Annotated in this window: 16 protein-coding genes; 8 read left to right on the top strand and 8 right to left on the bottom strand. The window is 66.8% G+C overall.

What is annotated here, in order from left to right; genetic code table 11:
• Positions 1-29: 29 nt before the first annotated feature.
• Positions 30-1361, top strand: a complete 1332-nt coding sequence (locus APZ15_RS23435; RefSeq protein ID WP_027790446.1) for an MFS transporter — start codon at positions 30-32, stop codon at positions 1359-1361.
• 41 nt (positions 1362-1402) lie between these two features.
• On the opposite strand, the gene APZ15_RS23430 is transcribed toward APZ15_RS23435, so the two are convergent.
• On the bottom strand, positions 1403-2323 hold the full coding sequence (locus tag APZ15_RS23430) for a LysR family transcriptional regulator (RefSeq protein WP_027790447.1): 921 nt from the start codon (positions 2321-2323) through the stop codon (positions 1403-1405).
• 136 nt (positions 2324-2459) lie between these two features.
• Here APZ15_RS23430 and APZ15_RS23425 point away from each other — a divergent pair, with 136 nt between their 5' ends.
• The gene (locus APZ15_RS23425) at positions 2460-3233 is read left to right on the top strand and encodes a transporter substrate-binding domain-containing protein (RefSeq protein WP_027790448.1); all 774 of its coding nucleotides are present in this window, start codon (positions 2460-2462) and stop codon (positions 3231-3233) included.
• 59 nt (positions 3234-3292) lie between these two features.
• Complete coding sequence (locus APZ15_RS23420) at positions 3293-4408, top strand: succinylglutamate desuccinylase/aspartoacylase family protein (RefSeq protein ID WP_027790449.1); 1116 nt, start codon at positions 3293-3295, stop codon at positions 4406-4408.
• A 159-nt stretch (positions 4409-4567) separates the two neighbouring features.
• Here the strand turns inward: APZ15_RS23420 and APZ15_RS23415 are convergent, their stop codons facing one another.
• The gene (locus tag APZ15_RS23415) at positions 4568-5554 is read right to left on the bottom strand and encodes a LysR family transcriptional regulator (protein WP_027790450.1); all 987 of its coding nucleotides are present in this window, start codon (positions 5552-5554) and stop codon (positions 4568-4570) included.
• Positions 5555-5705: 151 nt separating this feature from the next.
• Between APZ15_RS23415 and APZ15_RS23410 the strand changes: the two genes are divergently transcribed.
• On the top strand, positions 5706-7025 hold the full coding sequence (locus tag APZ15_RS23410) for an MFS transporter (protein ID WP_027790451.1): 1320 nt from the start codon (positions 5706-5708) through the stop codon (positions 7023-7025).
• A gap of 84 nt (positions 7026-7109) precedes the next feature.
• Positions 7110-8624 carry a M81 family metallopeptidase gene (locus tag APZ15_RS23405; RefSeq protein ID WP_027790452.1) on the top strand — a complete coding sequence of 505 codons (1515 nt, stop codon included), beginning with the start codon at positions 7110-7112 and terminating at the stop codon, positions 8622-8624.
• Positions 8625-8763: 139 nt separating this feature from the next.
• Here APZ15_RS23405 and APZ15_RS23400 read toward each other — a convergent pair whose 3' ends face one another.
• Positions 8764-9552, bottom strand: a complete 789-nt coding sequence (locus tag APZ15_RS23400; RefSeq protein ID WP_027790453.1) for an IclR family transcriptional regulator — start codon at positions 9550-9552, stop codon at positions 8764-8766.
• Positions 9553-9779: 227 nt separating this feature from the next.
• Here APZ15_RS23400 and pcaF point away from each other — a divergent pair, with 227 nt between their 5' ends.
• Positions 9780-10982: a 3-oxoadipyl-CoA thiolase gene (gene pcaF / locus APZ15_RS23395; RefSeq protein WP_027790454.1), complete on the top strand. Its 1203-nt coding sequence runs from the start codon at positions 9780-9782 to the stop codon at positions 10980-10982.
• Between the two features lie 107 nt (positions 10983-11089).
• Here the strand turns inward: pcaF and APZ15_RS23390 are convergent, their stop codons facing one another.
• The 3 genes from APZ15_RS23390 to APZ15_RS23380 all read right to left on the bottom strand — a co-directional run bounded on the left by APZ15_RS23390 (position 11090) and on the right by APZ15_RS23380 (position 13114).
• Positions 11090-11590, bottom strand: coding sequence for a 2-thiouracil desulfurase family protein (locus APZ15_RS23390; protein ID WP_034196003.1), 501 nt, complete (start codon positions 11588-11590; stop codon positions 11090-11092).
• A 109-nt stretch (positions 11591-11699) separates the two neighbouring features.
• Positions 11700-12260 (bottom strand): GNAT family N-acetyltransferase, encoded by a 561-nt coding sequence (locus tag APZ15_RS23385; RefSeq protein WP_034196004.1) that lies wholly within the window; start codon positions 12258-12260, stop codon positions 11700-11702.
• Positions 12257-13114, bottom strand: a complete 858-nt coding sequence (locus APZ15_RS23380) for a class I SAM-dependent methyltransferase (protein ID WP_027790457.1) — start codon at positions 13112-13114, stop codon at positions 12257-12259. Before APZ15_RS23380 ends, APZ15_RS23385 begins: the two co-directional genes overlap by 4 nt.
• A gap of 324 nt (positions 13115-13438) precedes the next feature.
• Here APZ15_RS23380 and APZ15_RS23375 point away from each other — a divergent pair, with 324 nt between their 5' ends.
• Positions 13439-14983 (top strand): methyl-accepting chemotaxis protein, encoded by a 1545-nt coding sequence (locus APZ15_RS23375; protein WP_027790458.1) that lies wholly within the window; start codon positions 13439-13441, stop codon positions 14981-14983.
• Positions 14984-15404: 421 nt separating this feature from the next.
• Entirely contained in the window at positions 15405-16949 is a 1545-nt protein-coding gene (locus APZ15_RS23370; RefSeq protein ID WP_027790459.1) for a methyl-accepting chemotaxis protein, read from the top strand.
• 71 nt (positions 16950-17020) lie between these two features.
• On the opposite strand, the gene APZ15_RS39705 is transcribed toward APZ15_RS23370, so the two are convergent.
• On the bottom strand, positions 17021-17470 hold the full coding sequence (locus APZ15_RS39705) for an OmpA family protein (protein WP_059554101.1): 450 nt from the start codon (positions 17468-17470) through the stop codon (positions 17021-17023).
• 415 nt (positions 17471-17885) lie between these two features.
• A complete protein-coding gene (locus tag APZ15_RS39700) occupies positions 17886-18266 on the bottom strand; it encodes an OmpA family protein (RefSeq protein WP_080982052.1) in 381 nt (126 codons plus the stop codon).
• Positions 18267-18900 lie beyond the last annotated feature (634 nt).

The following is an 18900-nucleotide window of genomic DNA, read 5'->3' as shown; positions in this document are numbered from 1 at the left end:
TCCGGCCGCATTGACAGGAGAGGATAGCGATGCAGAAAGACCATCTCGCGCTGCACCCCGCGTCGACGGGGGGCGCCGAAGTCGGCACGCCGCGCGCACCGGCCGTCACGCGGCGCGGTGCGATCGCGGCGGCCGTGATCGGCAACTGGCTGGAATTTTTCGATTTCACCGTGTACGGCTTCTTCGCGGTGCTGATCGGCAAGCTGTTCTTCCCGTCGAGCGACCCGACCACGTCGCTGCTGCTGTCGGTTGCGACGTTCGCCGCCGGCTTTTTCACGCGGCCGCTCGGCAGCGTCGTGCTCGGCGTCTACGCGGACCGCAAGGGGCGCAAGGCCGCGCTGAACCTGACGATCATGCTGATGGCGCTCGGCACGGGCCTGATCGCGATCGCGCCGACCTATGCGCAGGTCGGCGTGGCCGCGCCGCTGCTCGTCGTGTTTGCGCGGCTGATGCAGGGCTTCTCGCAGGGCGGTGAATTCGGCGCGGCGACGACGACGCTGCTCGAACAGGGCGGCACGTCGCGTCGCGCGTTCCGCGCGAGCTGGCAGCTCGCGACGCAGGGCGGCGCCGCGCTGATGGGCTCGGGTTTCGCGGCGCTGCTGTCGAACACGATGACGAAGGATGCGCTCGAAAGCTGGGGCTGGCGGCTGCCGTTCCTCGTCGGCGTGCTGATCGCGCCGGTCGGCATGTACCTGCGCCGCCGGCTCGCGGACGATGCGCCCGGCGACAGCCATCACGGGATCGAACGCGGCGTGCTGCACGAGCTGTTCTCGAAGCACACGCGCACGGTGGTGCTGCTGATGCTCACGGTGATGGGCGGCACGGTGTCGACCTACATCCTGACGTTCTACATGCCGACCTATGCGATCCACACGCTCGGGCTGCCGATGAAGCTGTCGATGTTCGTCGGCGTCGCGTCGGGCTGCGTGATGCTGGTCACGTGCCCGCTGTTCGGCTGGCTGTCGGACCGGCTCGGCAGCCGCCGCCTGCCGATCTTCGTCGGCCGCGGCGTGCTGGTCCTGTTGCTGTTCCCGGCGTTCTGGCTGATGAACCACCACCCGACGCTGTCGGTGATCCTGCCGCTGACCGCGTTGATGCTGCTGTTCTATTCGCTCGGCTCGGCGTCGGAAATGGCGCTGATGTGCGAGTCGCTGCCGCGCCACGTGCGCGCGACCGGCATCTCGATCGCGTATGCGCTCGCGGTGACGATCTTCGGCGGCACCGCGCAGCTGATCGCGACCTGGCTCGTGAAGACGACCGGCAGCAAGCTCGCGCCGGCCGGCTACGTGGCCGCGTGCGTGGTGCTGTCGCTGATCGCGGTCGCGATGCTGCGCGAGACGGCCCGGGAGTCGCTGGACTGACGCGCGGCACAGCAAGGCGGGCGGCGGGCTGCAGTACGCGCTTACCGCCCGCGCACCATCCTCAGGTACGACGCGAGCATCGTCGCGAGTTCCTGCGCGGCCGGCGTCAGCGGCACGGCCGCGCGCTGCAGCAGGCAGATGTCCTGCGATTCGGCCTGCTCGCGCACGGGCACCTTCGCGAGCGCGCCGGCGAACGGCCCGTGCCGCGTGATGGCTTCGGTTTCGAGCGCGAGGGAATCGGTCTGCGTGACGATCTGCAGCGTCTCGAACATCCCTTCGACGGTCGCGAGAATCCTCGGCGGCGGCTGGCCGTGCGCGTCGAAGTACGCGAGCAGCCGGTTCACGACCGGGTCGGCGCTCAGGTTCGGCGAGCGCGTCGACACCCACGCGTAACCGGCCAGTTCGGCGAGCGATTTTGCGTGCATCGCCGGATGCCCGTTGCGGCACACGACCACCGGCGCTGAAGCACGCAGCGGCGTGACCGCGAGATCGGTCGTGTCGGTCTGCTTCGCGACGAGTGCGATCGCGAAATCCACCGCGCTTTCGCGCAGCCAGCCGATCATCATCCGCGACGTGCCGGTGCGCAGATGCACGTCGACCTTGTCGAAGCGCGCGCGGAACGCGCTCAGCACGGGCGCGAACGCGTCGATCAGCGGTTCGGCCACGAGGCCGAGCGTGACGGTGCCTTCGTACGCGCCGCTCAACTGCCGGATCTCCCGCTCGACCTGCTCGCATTCGCCGAGGATCGAACCGGAGCGCGCGAGCAGCCGCCGGCCGACGGCCGTCGGCACGATCCCGCGATTGGTGCGCGTGAACAGCGTCGCGCCGAGCGTCGCCTCGAGGCTCTGCAGTTGCTGCGTGACGCCGCTCTGCGCGAGATCGAGCGCGCGTGCGGCGGCGCGCAGGCTGCCGTGCTCGACGACGGCCTGGAAGATGCGGAGCTGGGAGAGCGTGAACGCCATGGGCACGCGCGGGGCCGGTGATCGGAAATACCGATCATGATAAGGCAGTCGATGGTTCCGGCGGCGGCCCGTGCCGCCTACGATCGCAGGCAGTCCGGCTGATGCCGTTTGCCTTCCTTCCTGTCCTCCGTCGACCATGAAACGTATCCTCGTCCCGCTCGTTTCCCTGTGCCTTGGCTGGGCTGCCACGTCCGCGTTTGCACTCGACGCGCACGTCGTGCGCCTCGGCATCGATCCGACCTATCCGCCGATGGGTGCGAAAGCGCCCGACGGCAGCCTGAAGGGCTTCGACGTCGATCTCGGCAACGAGATCTGCCGCCGCGCGCAGTTGCGCTGCCAGTGGGTCGAGCTCGAATTCTCCGGGATGATTCCCGCGCTGCAGGCGCGCAAGATTGACGCGATCCTGTCGTCGATGGCGATCACCGACAAGCGCGAGAAGCAGATCCTGTTCTCGTCGAAGCTGTTCCGCTTCAAGTCGCGGCTCGTCGCGCGGCCCGGGAGCGGCCTCGGCAGCACGACCGCGTCGCTGGCCGGCAAGCGTGTCGGCGTGCAGTCGGGCACGCAGTTCGAATCGTGGGCGCTCGCGCACTGGGCGACGGCCGGCGTGAGCGTGGTGCCGTACAAGAGCCAGGACGACGTGTTCGCCGATCTCGTCAACGGCCGCCTCGACGCGGCGCTGCTCGGCACCGTGGAAGCCGACTACGGCTTCCTGCGCACGCCGAAGGGCAACGGTTTCGCGTTCGTCGGCGCGCCGCTCGACATGGGCGATCGCGGCGTCGGCATCGGCATGCGGCAGTCGGATACGGCGCTCAAGGCGTCGATCGACGGCGCGATCGCGTCGATGCTGAAGGACGGTACGTACGACCGGATCGCGAAGAAGTATTTCGACTTCAACCCGTACGGCGACTGAGCGCCGAGCCACCGCGCCGTTGTACCCGCGGCCCCGTTTTCATCCGTTCGAGACCCTCGATGCAGATTCGCACCACGCCACTCCTGTCGCCGTCGATCGGCACGCAGCGCACGCTGACGAGCTTTCATTTCGGGCCGGCCGGCACCGGCCGCAAGATCTACCTGCAGGCCGCGCTGCACGCGGACGAGACGCCCGCGATGCTCGCGGCGTTCGTGCTGAAGCAGCGTCTCGCGCAGCTCGAGGCCGAAGGCCGGCTCGCGGCCGAGATCGTGCTCGTGCCGGTCGCGAACCCGGTCGGCCTCAATCATCATCTGCTCGGGCAGTTCATCGGCCGTTTCGACCTTGCGAGCGGCCGCAACTTCAATCGCGGCTTCCTGCCGCTCGCGGACATCGCCGCGCGTGCGCGCGACCGGCTCGGCGACGACGGCGAATGCAATCGCGCGATCGTGCGCGGATGTGTCGGCGCGGCGCTCGACGATATCGCACCGCGTACGGAATTCGATGCGCTTCAGCTGGCGCTGCTGAAGCTGTCGTTCGACGCCGACGTCGTGATCGACCTGCATTGCTCGCTCGAAGCGGTGATGCACGTGTACACGAGCGATACCGCGTGGCCGCAAGTCGAGCCGCTTGCGCGCTATCTCGGCGCGCAGGTGTCGCTGCTCGCCGAGGATTCGGGCGGGCACGCGTTCGACGATGCGCATCATCTGCTGTGGTCGCAGTTGCGGCAGCACTTGCCGGCCGGCACGCCGATGGCGGCCGGCACCGTGGCCGTGACGGTCGAGTGCCGGGGGCAGCGCGACGTCACGTACGACCATGCGGAGCGCGATGCCGATGCGCTCGTCGCCTATCTCGTGTGGCGCGGCGCGATACGCGGCGAACGCGTGCCGCTGCCGCCGCTCGCCGCGCCGGCCACGCCGCTCGCGGGCAGCGAGCAGTTCTACGCACCGGTGAGCGGGATCCTCGTGCACCGCGCGGCGATCGGCGCGACGATCCGCGCCGGCGATCCGCTGTTCGACATCGTCGATCCGCTGACCGATGCGATCACGACGATCTCGAGCGGGACCGACGGCGTGTTCTACATGCGCCGCGCGATCCGTTTCGTCACGGCCGGCGCACCGCTCGGCCGCGTGACGGGCGCAGTGCCGGTGCGCAAGGGGATGTTGCTCGGCGCGTGACGAGCGGCGCGCGTCGCGTGCGACGAACCCGACCTTTACGAAATCGTCGAGAAATTTCGGTTTCCTCAGATAATCGCTCGCCGCTCGATCCCGGCCCCGAACCGGGGCGGCCGCCTGGAGACGGCCGGCGGACGCAGGCTGCATCGTCAGCAGGGACGTTCATGGCCCGCCGCGACGCACGGCAGCACGCTTGCCTGGTTTGCCGCGCGCCGTCGTCCCGCCGTTGCGCCCGCCCGCGTCCGAAAACATCTTCATGTCCCGAAGGATGCCGCGCAGCAGCGTATCGGCTGCCACCCCGAGCGTGCGTCCGGCCTTGACCAGCAGCCGCGCGTTCGCTGCCTCGAGCAGCGGATGGGCGACGGGAACGGCGACGAGTTCTCCCGCCTCCAGTTCCTGATAGGCCGCGAACGCCGCGAGCAGCGTGACGCCGTCGTTGCGCCTGACGAAGTGGCGCAGCACGGCCAGCGAGTTGGTGGTCAGCGTCGGGTGGAGCTGGATGTTCTCTGCATAGGCGAGCATCTGCACGGCCTGCCCGAGACCGAACGCCGGCGGCATCAGCGCGAGCGGATACCCGGCGAGTTCGTGTACCGCGACGGGCCGGCCCCGCACGGCGAGCGGGTGCCCGGGATGCACGAGCGCCACCACCGGCTGCGGCGCGGTGGCGACGTACTCGATATCCGGATGCGCCGGGGGATTGTAGGCGAGGCCGATATGCGCGCGGCTCTCGGCGACTTCCTGCAGCAATGTGCTGACCGGAAGGATATCGACGGTGACGTCGAGCTTCGGATAACGCGCGCAAAAATCGGTGAGCACCTCGTCCATCAGGCAGTCGATATAGCCTTCGCTGGTGGCGAGGCGGATCTGGCCGTGTTGCAGGCCGTGCAGCGCCTGCAGGCGGTCTTCGAACAGTTCCTGCTGGGAGCGGCAGCCGCGCCAGTATTCGAGCAGGTGCGCCGCGGCTTCGGTCGGCCGGACGCCGCGCGGCTGGCGCTCGAACAGCGGCGCCCCGATTTCTTCCTCGAGCAGCCGGATCTGCCGCGTGATGACGGACGGCGACGTGTTGATGCTGTCGGCCGCGCCGCGGATCGAGCCGTGCGTCAGGACTTCATGGAAATAGCGCAGGCGGCGCTGGTTCAGTTCGCGCATGGTGTCGGTCCGTTTGCCGTTGAAGTGTTGCTCGTTGAGCAACGATAACTCGCTTAGGTTGCTATTGCGCTGCTTTTTCGGCTCCTCGACGATTCGAACGGAGTCGATCATCGATGCGGGATTCGAAGCAATACGCCCTAAAGGAGAGCGCATGTCCGCCATTCCATCCCCTCAAGACCCGGTCGCGCCCGACAGCCCGGCGCATCAGGCCCTGTATCGCAAGCTGAACTGGCGCCTGCTGCCTTTTCTGCTGCTCTGCTACACGTTCGCCTATCTCGATCGCGTGAATATCGGGTTCGCCAAGCTCTCGATGCAGAGCGACCTGGGCATCTCCGATGCGGTGTACGGGCTGGGCGCGGGCATCTTCTTTCTCGGCTACGTGCTGTTCGAGATCCCGAGCAACCTGCTGCTGCCGCGGATCGGCGCACGCAAGACCATCAGCCGAATCATGGTGCTGTGGGGCCTGACCTCGGCGGGCATGATGTTCGTCCACAACGAGACCACCTTCTACGGGATGCGTTTCCTGCTCGGCGTGTTCGAGGCCGGCTTCGCGCCGGGGATGATCTTTTACCTGACCTACTGGTATGGCCAGCGCCGCATGGCCGGCGTGATGGCGGTCGTGATGCTCGCGGGCCCGATCGGCGGCGCCTTCGGCTCGCCGCTGTCGGCGTGGCTGATGACCGGGCTGTCCGGTGCCCACGGCCTGGCCGGCTGGCAGTGGATGTTCATCGTCGAAGGCCTGCCGTGCGTGCTGCTCGGCGCGCTCGCACTCAAGGTCCTGTCCGACCGGCCGGCCGACGCGACCTGGCTGACCGACGACGAGAAGCGCATGCTCGCCGCCGAGCTGCACGCACCCGGCGCCGGTCATCACTCGTTCGGACAGGTGTTGCGCGACCCGCGCGTGTACCTGCTGGCGTTCGCGTACTTCACGATCATCTGCGGGATCTACGCGGTGAGTTTCTGGCTGCCGTCGATCCTCAAGGCCGACGGCGTGACCGACACGATGCAGATCGGGCTGTACTCGATGATCCCGTACGTCTGCGCCGCGATCGCGATGATCGTCATCGGCCGCCGGTCGGACCGCCGCGGCGAACGTCGTTTCCACAGCGCCGTGCCGGCCCTGATCGGCGCGATCGCGCTGGCCGTGGCGACGACGGCCAACGGCAATCTCGTCATTTCACTGGTCGGCATGACGATCGCCACGTCGATGATCTGGGCCGCGTACACGGTGTTCTGGGCGATTCCGTCGCAATACCTGAAGGGCGACGCGGCCGCCGGCGGCATCGCGCTGATCAATACGATCGGCCTGATCGGCGGCTTCCTGAGCCCGACCATCATCGGTGCGATCCACTCGGCGACGGGCAGCATGGCAGCCGGCCTGCTGGTCATGGTCGCGCTGCTGGTCGCGGGCGCCGCGGTGCTCGTGGCGAACCGGCTGCCCGCGCCGCAGGACGCGTTGGCGACAGCGTGATATCGCGGGCCCGCAAGCGCTCGCGACCTCCGTCGCGGCGCAGCACGGCCCGTGCCTTGACTACCTATTTCCGGAGACACGTTTTTGAACACGCGGATCTTGATTGCCGGCTTTCAGCATGAAACCAATACGTTTGCGCCGTCGAAAGCCGCTTACGCGAACTTCGAGCGCGGCGAGGGCTTCCCGGCCATGGTGCGGGGCGACGACGTGCTTGCGCTGCGCGACGTCAACATTCCCGCGGGCGGATTCATCGTCGCGGCGGAGCGACGCGGCTGGACCCTGCTGCCGGTCATCTGGGCGGGCGCGAGCCCGTCGGCCCACGTGACCGAGGATGCGTTCGAGCGCATTGCCGGTGAAATCCTCGCGGCGGTTCGCGGCGGAGGCTACGACGCGGTGTACCTCGACCTGCACGGCGCGATGGTCGCCGAGCATACCGACGACGGCGAAGGCACGTTGCTGGAGCGCGTGCGCGCCGCGGTCGGCCCGACCGTGCCGGTGGTCGCGTCGCTCGACCTGCATGCCAACGTCACCGCGAAGATGCTGCACGAGGCCGACGCGCTGGTCGCCTTCCGCACCTATCCGCATGTCGACATGGCCGAGACCGGCGAACGCGCGGCCATGCTGCTCGAGCGCCTGCTCGTCTCGCGGGCGGCGGGTGGCCGCCCGCTGCATCGCGCGGTGCGGCGGCTGCCGTTCCTGATCCCGATCAACGGCATGTGCACGCTGCTCGAGCCTTCGCGCGGCATGTATGCGCAGCTCGCGGCGCTGGAAACCGGGGCCGTGGTATCGCTGTCGTTCGCACCGGGTTTTCCGGCGGCCGATTTTCCCGAATGCGGCCCGGTCATCTGGGGTTACGGCGATGACGCCGCGTCGGCCGAGGCCGCCGTGCAGGCGCTCTACGACAGGATGCTGGCGGACGAGGCCGCGTGGCAGGTGCCGTTCCTGTCGCCCGATGCCGCCGTGCGCGAAGCGATGCGGCTTGCCGACGGGGCCGGCAAGCCGGTCGTCATCGCCGATACGCAGGACAACCCCGGCGCGGGCGGCGACTCGAACACGACGGGCATGCTGCGGGCGTTGCTGCGCAATGGCGCGAAAGAGGCGGCGATCGGCCTGATCTGGGACCCGGCGGCCGCCGCGGCGGCTCATCGCGCCGGGGTCGGGGCGTTCGTCGAGCTGGCGCTCGGCGGCGTTTCCGGCGTGCCCGGCGACGAGCCGGTCCACGCGCGTTTCGAGGTCGTGAAGTTGTCGGACGGCGTATGCCGGTACGACGGCCCGATGATGAACGGCATGCGCGCGGATATCGGCCCCGTCGCCTGCCTGCGGATCGATGGTGTGCTGATCGTGGTGAGCAGCGGCAAGGCGCAGATGCTCGACCGCAATCTCTATCGTGTGGGCGGCGTCGAGCCGGAAGCGATGCGCATCCTCGTCAACAAGAGCTCGGTGCATTTTCGCGCCGACTTCCAGGGGATCGCCGAGGCGGTGCTCGTTGCCACGGCGCCGGGCCCGATGACGGCCGATCCGGCCGAGTTGCCGTGGACCCGGCTGGCCCCGGGCATCCGGACGAAGCCGATGGGCGACGCATTCGCCGGCAACGGCTGACGCACGGCACGCCGCCGGCGCGCCGGTACGCCTGCGAGCGGGCGGCTGTCCTGGACAACGCCGTCGCGCCGGCCGACACAGGGCGCCGCGCGTCGTTTCACGCCGCGCGGCGTGCGCGTACCCGCGCGCGGATCGGCGCTCACCCGCGCCGCGCCACCAGCTCCGACACCGTCTGCGCGGCCTGCTGCAACGGCTCGAGAAACTCCTTCACCATCTGCTTCGCGGTATGCCGCTGCGCGTTGCCGCTGATGTTCATCGCCGCGATGATCTGCCCGCGCCGGTTGCGAATCGGCGCGGACAGCGACATCAGGCCCACTTCGAGCTCCTGGTCGACCACGGCCCAGCCCTGCTGGCGCACCTGTGCGATCGCCGCCTTCAGTTCGCCGAGGTCGGTGATCGTGCGCGCCGTATGCGCGCGGATGCCGCTTTGCGCGAGCGTTTCGTCGAGCGCGGCGTCGTCGAGCGCGGACAGCAGCACGCGGCCCATCGACGTGCAGTACGCGGGCAGCCGACTGCCGATCGACAGGTTGATCGTCATGATCTTGCGGGTCGGCACGCGCAGCACGTAGACGATCTCGGTGCGGTCGAGCACGGCCGCCGAGCAGCTTTCGTGGATCTGCTCGGACAGTTGCTCCATCACGGGATCGGCGAGATTCCAGAACGGCATCGACGTGAGGTACGCGAAGCCGAGCTCGAGGATCTTCGGCGTGAGCCGGAACAGCCGGCCGTCGGCCTCGACGTAGCCGAGCGTCTGCAGCGTGAGCAGGATCCGGCGCGCGCCCGCGCGCGTGAGCCCGGTGGCCGAGGCGACCTCGGTGAGTGTCTGCTCCGGGCGGGCCGCGTCGAACGCGCGGATCACCGCGAGGCCGCGTGCGAACGACTGTACGTAGGAGTCGCCGGGTTTCGTCTGAGTGTCTTCGGTTGTCATGAGCGCCTGGAATATCGTGCAGCCGAGAAGATAGCGCACGGGGCCCGACACGCCAACCGCACGGCGGACCGGGCGCTTGACAGGTCGTCCCCGCACTCCCTATGATGCGTTGAACGTTCGATACACGATCTTATGTTCGTATATAGAACATTTAAGCGCATCCCGGCGGGCAATGCAAGGGGCGCGCCCTGTTCATTCCCCAGCCTGTCCTGGGAGCGGAGACACTGATGACCGAAGCTTTTCTGTGTGATGCGATCCGTACGCCGATCGGGCGTTACGGCGGTGCACTGTCCGGCGTGCGCGCCGACGATCTGGGCGCCGTGCCGCTCAAGGCGCTCGTGGAGCGCAACCGCGACGTCGACTGGACGGCGATCGACGACGTGATCTACGGCTGCGCGAACCAGGCCGGCGAGGACAACCGCAACGTCGCGCGCATGTCGGCGCTGCTCGCGGGGCTGCCGCAGGGTGTGCCGGGTTCGACGATCAACCGCCTGTGCGGCTCCGGGATGGACGCGGTCGGCGTGGCCGCCCGTGCGATCAAGTCCGGCGAGGCCGCGCTGATGGTCGCGGGCGGCGTCGAGAGCATGACGCGCGCGCCGTTCGTGATGGGCAAGGCCGCGAGCGCATTCGCGCGCCAGGCCGACATCTACGACACGACGATCGGCTGGCGCTTCGTCAATCCGTTGATGAAACAGCTGTACGGCGTCGATTCGATGCCGGAGACGGCCGAGAACGTCGCGGTCGACTACAACGTCAGCCGCGCCGACCAGGACCTGTTCGCGCTGCGCAGCCAGCAGAAGGCTGCGCGTGCGCAGCAGGACGGCACGCTCGCCGAGGAAATCGTGTCGGTCACGATTCCGCAGAAGAAGGGCGATCCGGTGGTCGTGTCGCGCGACGAGCATCCGCGCGAAACGTCGCTCGAAACGCTTGCGAAGCTGAAGGGCGTCGTGCGTCCGGACGGCTCGGTGACGGCCGGTAACGCGTCGGGTGTCAACGACGGTGCCGCCGCGCTGCTGCTCGCGAACGAGGAAACCGCAAAGCGCTTCGGCCTGACGCCGCGCGCCCGCGTGCTGGGCATCGCGACGGCCGGCGTCGCGCCGCGCGTGATGGGCATCGGGCCCGCACCGGCCACGCAGAAGCTGCTCGCCCGGCTCGGCATGACGATCGACCAGTTCGACGTGATCGAGCTGAACGAGGCGTTCGCATCGCAAGGTCTCGCGGTGCTGCGCATGCTCGGCGTCGCCGATGACGATCCGCGCGTGAACCCGAACGGCGGCGCGATCGCACTGGGCCATCCGCTCGGCGCATCGGGCGCGCGTCTCGTGACGACCGCGATGTACCAGCTGCATCGCACGAACGGCCGCTTCGCACTGTGCACGATGTGCATCGGCGTCGGTCAGGGCATCGCGATCGCGATCGAACGCGTCTGACCCGCGTTTCGCGGCGAAGCGGCGGCCACGAGCCGCTTTGCCGCTCGACCGCTTCGCCGCTTTGGAAACGATGCGCGGCACGAGGATGCTCGTGCCGCGCATCGTCGTTAACCGGCCTGCGACAGCTCCCTGAGGCGCGCCTCGAGCGCGTCGATCTCGGTGTCCGCGAACACCTCGATCCCGTGCTCGCGCAGCAACGCCGCCGTGACACCGGCGCCCGCGTGCCGCCGGTTCCCGAAACTCCCGTCATGGATGAACGTGCTGCCGCACGACGGACTGCCGTCGGCCAGGATAGCGAAGCGGCAACCGTGCGTGCGCGCGAGGGCCAGCGCGGTTTGCGCGCCGGAGACGAACGGCGCTGTCACGTCGGTGCCGTTCACGTCGACGATGCGCGCGGCGCCCGACAGCACCTGCTGACCCGATGCGCCGCCGGCGATTTCGGCGGGCGGGCGCGGCACGCTGAAGCCGCCGGCCAGTTCGGGGCAGACGGGCACGAGACGCCCTTCGCGCTGCCACCGTTCGAGTGCCGCGTGCGCGGCGGTCCTGGCCGAGCCGTTGTAACGCACCGGATGGCCGACCACGCACATGCTGACGAGGATCTTCGGCATGGTTGGCGACTGTGCTTCGTCCTGCAATTTTGCTCTCCGTGATTGCGCGAAGGCCGATGGCAGCCGAGGCAAGGCGGGACATCCCGCGCTTCACCCGCGTGCCGGTGCGTCAGGCCGCCGGCCCTTCCAGATGAATGTCGTCCGGCTCGAGCGCGTAAAGCGCCGGGTCGGGCGACGCGCTGACCGTGAAGCCGAGCCGCAGGTAGAAGTCGATCGTGCGCTGCGACGGCGTCGCGGACACGTACAGGCGTGCGGCGCCCATCGCGCGCGCCTGCTCGCGGGCTGCGCGGTAGAGCTGCTCGCCGAGCCCGCAGCCGCGCCAGTCGCGGCTCACGTGCAGGAACTTCAATTGCAGCATGTCGCCGTGCGGGCCGAGTGGCCGGCTGTCGACGACGACCGCCGCGACGAGCCGTTCGCCGTCGAACATGCCGAGGCACCAGCCGCCGCGATCGTGGCAGTCGATCAGGATCGGCGTGTAGTGGTCGGCTTCACCTTCCGGCCAGCCGCCGACGTCGTAGAACTCCGGAACCAGATGCAGCGCGCCGTCGCGCAGCACGTACAGGTGCTCGATGATCTCGCGCCGGTCGATGGTCCACACGAGCGGCACTTCGTCGCGCGTGAGCGGGCGTGCGCAAAGCGCGTCGCGTTCGGCGGCGGTGCGGCGCGTCATGCGGCCTCCCGATGCGCGGCGATCGCATACATCAGCGGCAGGTTCGGCATGTGACCGGGCGGCACCATCCGGCGGCCGTCCAGCTCGCGCATGCCGTCGAAGCCCTTCCAGCCGTTCGAATACGGATATTCGGTCAGGCGGTCGATCGCGAGCCCCGCCGACACGAGTGCGTTCACGACCTCGCCGATGCCCCACATGAACTCGTAGCTCGGATGCGGGTTCGCGAAATCGACGACGCCAGGATGGTCGTGCTGCGCGCCGAGCCCCGTGCCGGATACGGCGACGTAATCGCCGACGCCTGTCGGCTCCTCGGTCGCGTCGCTTTTGAAATAGTCGTAGTGCGGCTTCCACTGTTCGTCGAAATACAGCGCGAACGGATGGAACTCGACCATCGCGAAACGGCCGCCCGGCGCGAGCAGTGCGGCGATCCCGCGCGCCCACGCGTTCAGGTCGGACAGCCAGCAGATCGCGCCATACGACGTGAACACGCGATCGAAGCGCTCGCCGCGCGCGGCGGCCTCGGGCATCCAGTCGAGCACGTCGGCGCGCTCGAAACGCGCGGGCAGGCCGGAGGCGGCCGACAGTTGCCGTGCGAAGGCGATCGCTTCGTCGGAGATGTCGACGCCCGTCGCATCCGCGCCCTCGCGCACGAGGCTCAGCGTGTCCTGCCCCGCGTTGCATTGCAGGTGCAGGAGCCGCAGCCCGCCGACGTCGCCGAGCAGTTCGCGTTCTTCCGGATAGAGCGTCGAGCCGCCCGCGCGGAAAAACGCGGCCTGATCGCCTTTGTGGCTGTTATGCGCGACTGTCGCGGTATTCCAGGACAGCCGATTCAGTTCGTGTAATGCCTTTTTCATCGAATTCGAATACCGGTTGAATGGAGCAGGATAAACGGAATCGTTTCGCCGCGCGCAACGGTCGATGGCGTGGGTCTGCCGCGCGACGTCGTCGCGCAGCGTGGCGTGACATTGGGATGAACGCTCGCGGCGATTATTGCCGGATTATTTGATCGAAATCATGGCGTCGGACGAATTGGATATTTTATTCGATGAAAGGGTAAGGTTTTTCCCCAATATGCCGACAGTAAGATGAAGACCGTCGTTAAGCGATAAACCGTTTTTCGGCTACTGAGCGTGATTTCAGCGCGGCGCGGACGACAGATCCGCCTTTCGGAGCCTTGCATGCGCAATAACCAGCCCGTTACCCAACAGGAATTCGATTTTCCCGACGACGTCACGCTGATGTCGACGACCGATGCAGACAGCATCATCACCTACGCCAACACGACGTTCGCGCAGGTGAGCGGCTTCACGAACGAGGAACTCGTCGGCCAGCCGCACAACGTGGTGCGCCACCCGGACATGCCGCGCGAGGCGTTTGCCGACATGTGGGCGACGCTCCAGCGCGGCGAGCCGTGGACCGCGCTCGTGAAGAACCGCCGCAAGAACGGCGATCACTACTGGGTGCGTGCGAACGCGATACCCGTGATGCGCAACGGCGAGCCGCAGGGCTACATGTCGGTGCGCACGAGGGCGCCGCACGACGAGAGCGCGGCCGCCGACGCGCTGTATCGCGCGTTCCGCGACGGCAAGGCCGGCCAGCGCCGGTTCCACAAGGGGCTGGTGATCCGCACGGGGCTGCTGCGTATCGCGTCGCTGTCGCAGACGATGTCGGTGCGCGCGCGCGTGCATTCGGCGCTGTGCGTGCTTGCGCCGGCGGTCGTCGGCGCGGGCTGGGCGTGCGGGCTCGCCGGTGGCGGCCTCGCGGCATTTGCCGGCGTGACGGTCGGCGTGGCGGCGGCGGCCGGCTTGTGGCTCGATGCGCAGATCGTGCGTCCGCTGAAGCGGCTGCACGACCAGGCGCTGAACGTCGCGACCGGCGAAAGCCGGCGCGGCGTGCGGATGAACCGCGTCGACGAGATCGGCATGACGCTGCGCACGATCAACCAGCTCGGGCTGATGTTCCGCTGGCTCGTCGACGACGTCAGCGAGCAGGTGCACAACGTGCAGCGCGCGAGCAACGAGATCGCGCAGGGCAACAACGACCTGAGCGCGCGCACCGAGCAGGCGGCGTCGAGCGTGCAGGAGACGGCTGCGTCGATGGCCGAGATGACGGCGACCGTCGACAGCAACGCGGAGACCGCACTGCAGGCGAACCGGCTCGCGATGTCGGCGAGCGAAGTGGCCGGCCGCGGCGGGCAGGCGGTGGGCGAGGTCGTCGCGACGATGAGCGACATCACCGCTAGCTCGCGAAAGATCTCGGACATCATCGGCGTGATCGACGGCATCGCGTTCCAGACCAACATCCTTGCGCTGAACGCGGCCGTGGAAGCGGCCCGCGCCGGCGAACAGGGGCGCGGCTTCGCGGTGGTTGCCGGTGAGGTGCGGGCGCTCGCGCAGCGCAGCGCGAACGCGGCGAAGGAGATCAAGACGCTGATCGGCGCGAGCGTCGAGCGCGTCGAGTCGGGCGCGCGGCGCGTGGACGAGGCCGGCAAGACGATGGAGGACATCGTCGCGCAGGTGAAGCGCGTGTCGGATCTGATCGCGGAGATCAGCTCGTCGACGGCCGAGCAGAGCACCGGGGTGTCGCAGGTCGACCAGGCGGTGGTGCACCTGGACAACATCACGCAACAGAACGCGGCACTGGTCGAGCAGAGCACGGCGGCGTCGGAGAGCCTGAAGCAACAGGCAACGCGTCTCGTGGATGCGGTGAACGTGTTCCGGTGATTGTCGGGGCGCGCACGCGATGTGCGCGCCCGATCGATGCATCGTGACATCGTGATTGACGCGCGTAATGCGCGTTCAGGTTTTTCGATTCAATCAAAATACGCGAAACGAGAAATATTCGTATTCAGGATTTTGCATTCATGCATTGAATCGATTCGGACGAATTACGCGGATTAATCAGACGAATATCCGTCAAACCGTTGCCTGGCCTGGTGTTTAGTTTCATCAGTAAACGGATTGTTCGGTAAAGGCAAGGTGATGCATTTTTAATGCATATTTACCCGGGCAAGGCATAATGTTTTCGTAAAAATTGCCGAAAGTGCAGGAGCATGACCAATGCGCATGCGGATTGACCGCAATGTGCAGGGTCGCGAATCAATCGACAAGCGGACGCAAGATCCGTTACCCGGAGCTCCACACCATGCGCAACAACCAGCCCGTCACGCAACGCGAATTCGATTTTCCCGACGACGCGACGCTGATGTCGACCACCGACGCGAACAGCTACATTACCTACGCGAACGCGGCATTCATCCAGGTCAGCGGTTTTTCTCCCGAAGAGATCGAGGGCCAGCCGCACAACGTCGTGCGGCATCCGGACATGCCGAAGGAGGCGTTCGCCGACATGTGGGCGACGCTCAAGGGCGGCGAGCCGTGGACCGCGCTCGTGAAGAACCGCCGCAAGAACGGCGATCACTACTGGGTGCGTGCGAACGCGATACCCGTGATGCGCAACGGCGAGCCGAAGGGCTACATGTCGGTGCGCACGAAGGCGACGCGCGACGAGATCGCGGCCGCGGAGGCGCTCTACAAGGACTTCCGCGAAGGTCGGGCCGGCAACCGGCATTTTCACAAGGGGTTGATCGTCCGCAAGGGTGTGGCCGGTTTCACGTCGCTGTTCCAGACGATGTCGGTGCGGGCGCGGCTCCATGCGGCGCTGTGCGTGTTTGCGCCGGTCGTGGTGGCCGGCGGCTGGGCGTGCGGGCTGGCCGGTGGCGGGCTCGCCGCGTTCGCGGCGGTGACGGCCGGCGCCGCGGTGGCCGCGGGGCTGTGGCTCGATGCGCAGATTGCGCGCCCGCTCGTGCAGTTGCGCGACGAGGCGTTGCGCGTCGCGACCGGCGAGAGCCGCAGCGGCGTGCGGATGAACCGTGTCGACGAGATCGGCATGACGCTGCGTACGATCAACCAGCTCGGGCTGATGTTCCGCTGGCTGGTTGACGATGTCAGCGAACAGGTGCTGAACGTGCAGCGCGCGAGCAACGAGATCGCGCAGGGCAACAACGACCTGAGCGCGCGCACCGAGCAGGCTTCGACAAGCGTGCAGCAGACGGCCGCATCGATGGCCGAGATGACGGCGACCGTGTCGAGCAATGCGGAGACGGCGCTGCAGGCGAACCAGTTGTCGGTGTCGGCGAGCGAAGCCGCCGGGCGCGGCGGGCAGGCGGTGAGCGAGGTGGTGGCGACGATGAACGACATCACCGCCAGCTCGCGAAAGATCTCGGACATCATCGGCGTGATCGACGGCATCGCGTTCCAGACCAACATCCTTGCGCTGAATGCGGCGGTGGAGGCGGCGCGCGCCGGAGATCAGGGGCGCGGCTTCGCGGTGGTGGCGGGCGAGGTACGGGCGCTCGCGCAGCGCAGCGCGAATGCGGCGAAGGAGATCAAGACGCTGATCGGCGCGAGCGTCGAGCGCGTCGAATCGGGTGCGCGGATCGTCGACGGCGCGGGCAAGACGATGGAGGACATCGTCACGCAGGTGAAGCGCGTGTCGGATCTGATCGCGGAGATCAGCTCGTCGACGGCCGAGCAGAGCACGGGCGTCGCGCAGGTCGACCAGGCGGTGGTGCACCTGGACAACATCACGCAGCAGAACGCGGCACTGGTCGAGCAGAGCACGGCGGCATCGGAGAGCCTGAAGCAGCAGGCGACGCGGCTGGTGGAGGCGGTGAACGTGTTTCGGTGATGGCGGGAACGCGTGAAGCAGGAGGAAGGCGGCCCGCGTTGTGCGGGCCGGTTTGGGCGTGTCCTGCTACGTCATTGCGCCCTGGGTATGGGATTCAGGTTCGGGCAGCAGTGGTTGGGGCACCCCGGACTGACGTTTACTTCAACGCGTCGCCCGGATTGACCGAATTCGTCCGGCTTGAAAATCTTCCCCGCCAGGGCGCTTTTCTCGCCACGAATCGAATGCCGATCCAGGACAGCCATCACGTTTTCCGCTCGTTGCGTTGCGAGCTGTTGCGCGTTGTTCTCGGTTCGTTCGGCCAGTCCGATAAGCCATACCGTATCAATGATCGGAAATCGCTTGTGCATGTCGCTCGACCATGCCGACAACCTCGAGAGTTCGGTCGGAGAAATCGCACTCGAATCCGCATCGAAAACAATATCGATGTAATGGGCGGGCATGTTCGACGCACCGTCACAGGCGAACGCTGCCTGTGCGCAGCTCAACGCGAGCGCGGCGGCGGTCAGGAGTTTAGTCGCCATCGATATCGTACCCGCGGCGCCGTTGGCATTTTTGAATGAGGACACCCGCATCCGGGATGCGTTCCATGGTCAGCGATTGATGAGTTTGCTGTGTGGCGCTACTCGTGGGTCGTCGCACATCCATGCGCAGCTACCTTTATCTTTGATTCGTGATACTGCTAGCCGAACGAGTCACTGCAGAATTTCGAATAGCCGGCAATGCCTCGCTTGTGCGGGCTGGGTTCGCATACGACGGCGTGATTTTGGCCGCTGTCCGGCAGGCTTGCACAATTGGATTCCTGTTGTCGGAGAGTCTGAAGCAGCAGGCGACGCGGCTGGTGGAGGCGCTCAACCTGTTCCGCTAATCGCGGGAACCTGCGAGGCAGGAGGAAGACAGCCCGCATCGCGCGGGCCGGCGTGGGTGCGTCGTGTTACCTCATTGCGCCCTGGGTGTGGGATTCAGGTTCGGGCAGCAGTGGTTAGGGCATCCCGGGCCGAATGTGATCTCGACGCGCCGCCCGTTGTCATCAAACTCGCTCGCAGGAAACGGCAGCTTGTAGATTCGCGCGATCATCGAATTTCGTTCGCCCCGAATCAAGAATTGATCTAGCGCGCTTTTGACGTTCGCTGCGCGTCGGTGCGCAAGCTCTTGCGCGCTTCGTTCCGTCGGCTCGGCCAATCCGACAACTGACACCACATCGACAATGGGGAAGCGATTGCGCATGTTGTTCGACCATACGGAGAGCTTCGCCAGTTCGGAGGTAGATAGGTCGCTTGAATTGTTGTCGAATCGAACATCGAAATCCCAGCCGGGCATGTTTGGCGGGCCATCGCACGCGAACGCCGTATGTGCGCAGATCAACACGAATGCAGCGGCGGTTAGATGGATCGTGCATACAGATGATCTGCATGTTGTCGCTATACGCCTGATCGATCGAGTCGGGCGCATTTTTCGGCGGCGTGTATTGCTGCTGCACCATCGCGTAAAGCCGGATCGACGAGTGAAGAAAGTAAGGGCAGGCGGCATGTTTTTCTTCCATGGACTCGTATCCCTTGTGTGTGGACGAGCCATAGACAGTGGCCGGTAAGATTTTCTCTGTCTATAGAACAAGTACGATTCTTATTTTGGAATCCGACGGAGATTGATGATCCAAAACGATCGTCGAGATGGGGGCGAAGGGGCGAGCGAGTAGAACGCGGCCGGGCGTATAACCGTCCGTCATGCCGGCGACCGTTAATGTGTGTCACGGCACCGTCGGCTACAGCAGTACTTGCATGCGCTGACTCCGCACACACCGTGCCGTCGGGTGAAGTGTTCATGCGCGTGCAAACCGGATCGAGACGGAGCGCTCAATCTGGCGTCGTGCAGCGAAGTGAGAAATGAGACTGGAACGGGATTCGCGCGCGATACGACGTATCGGCGGATACAGCGATCGAAACAGGGTACGCAG

It is taken from the genome of Burkholderia cepacia ATCC 25416, assembly GCF_001411495.1.
Classification (GTDB): domain Bacteria; phylum Pseudomonadota; class Gammaproteobacteria; order Burkholderiales; family Burkholderiaceae; genus Burkholderia; species Burkholderia cepacia.
The sequence above is the reverse complement of the archived record's forward strand: the minus strand, read 5'-3'. Positions and strand labels throughout refer to the sequence as shown.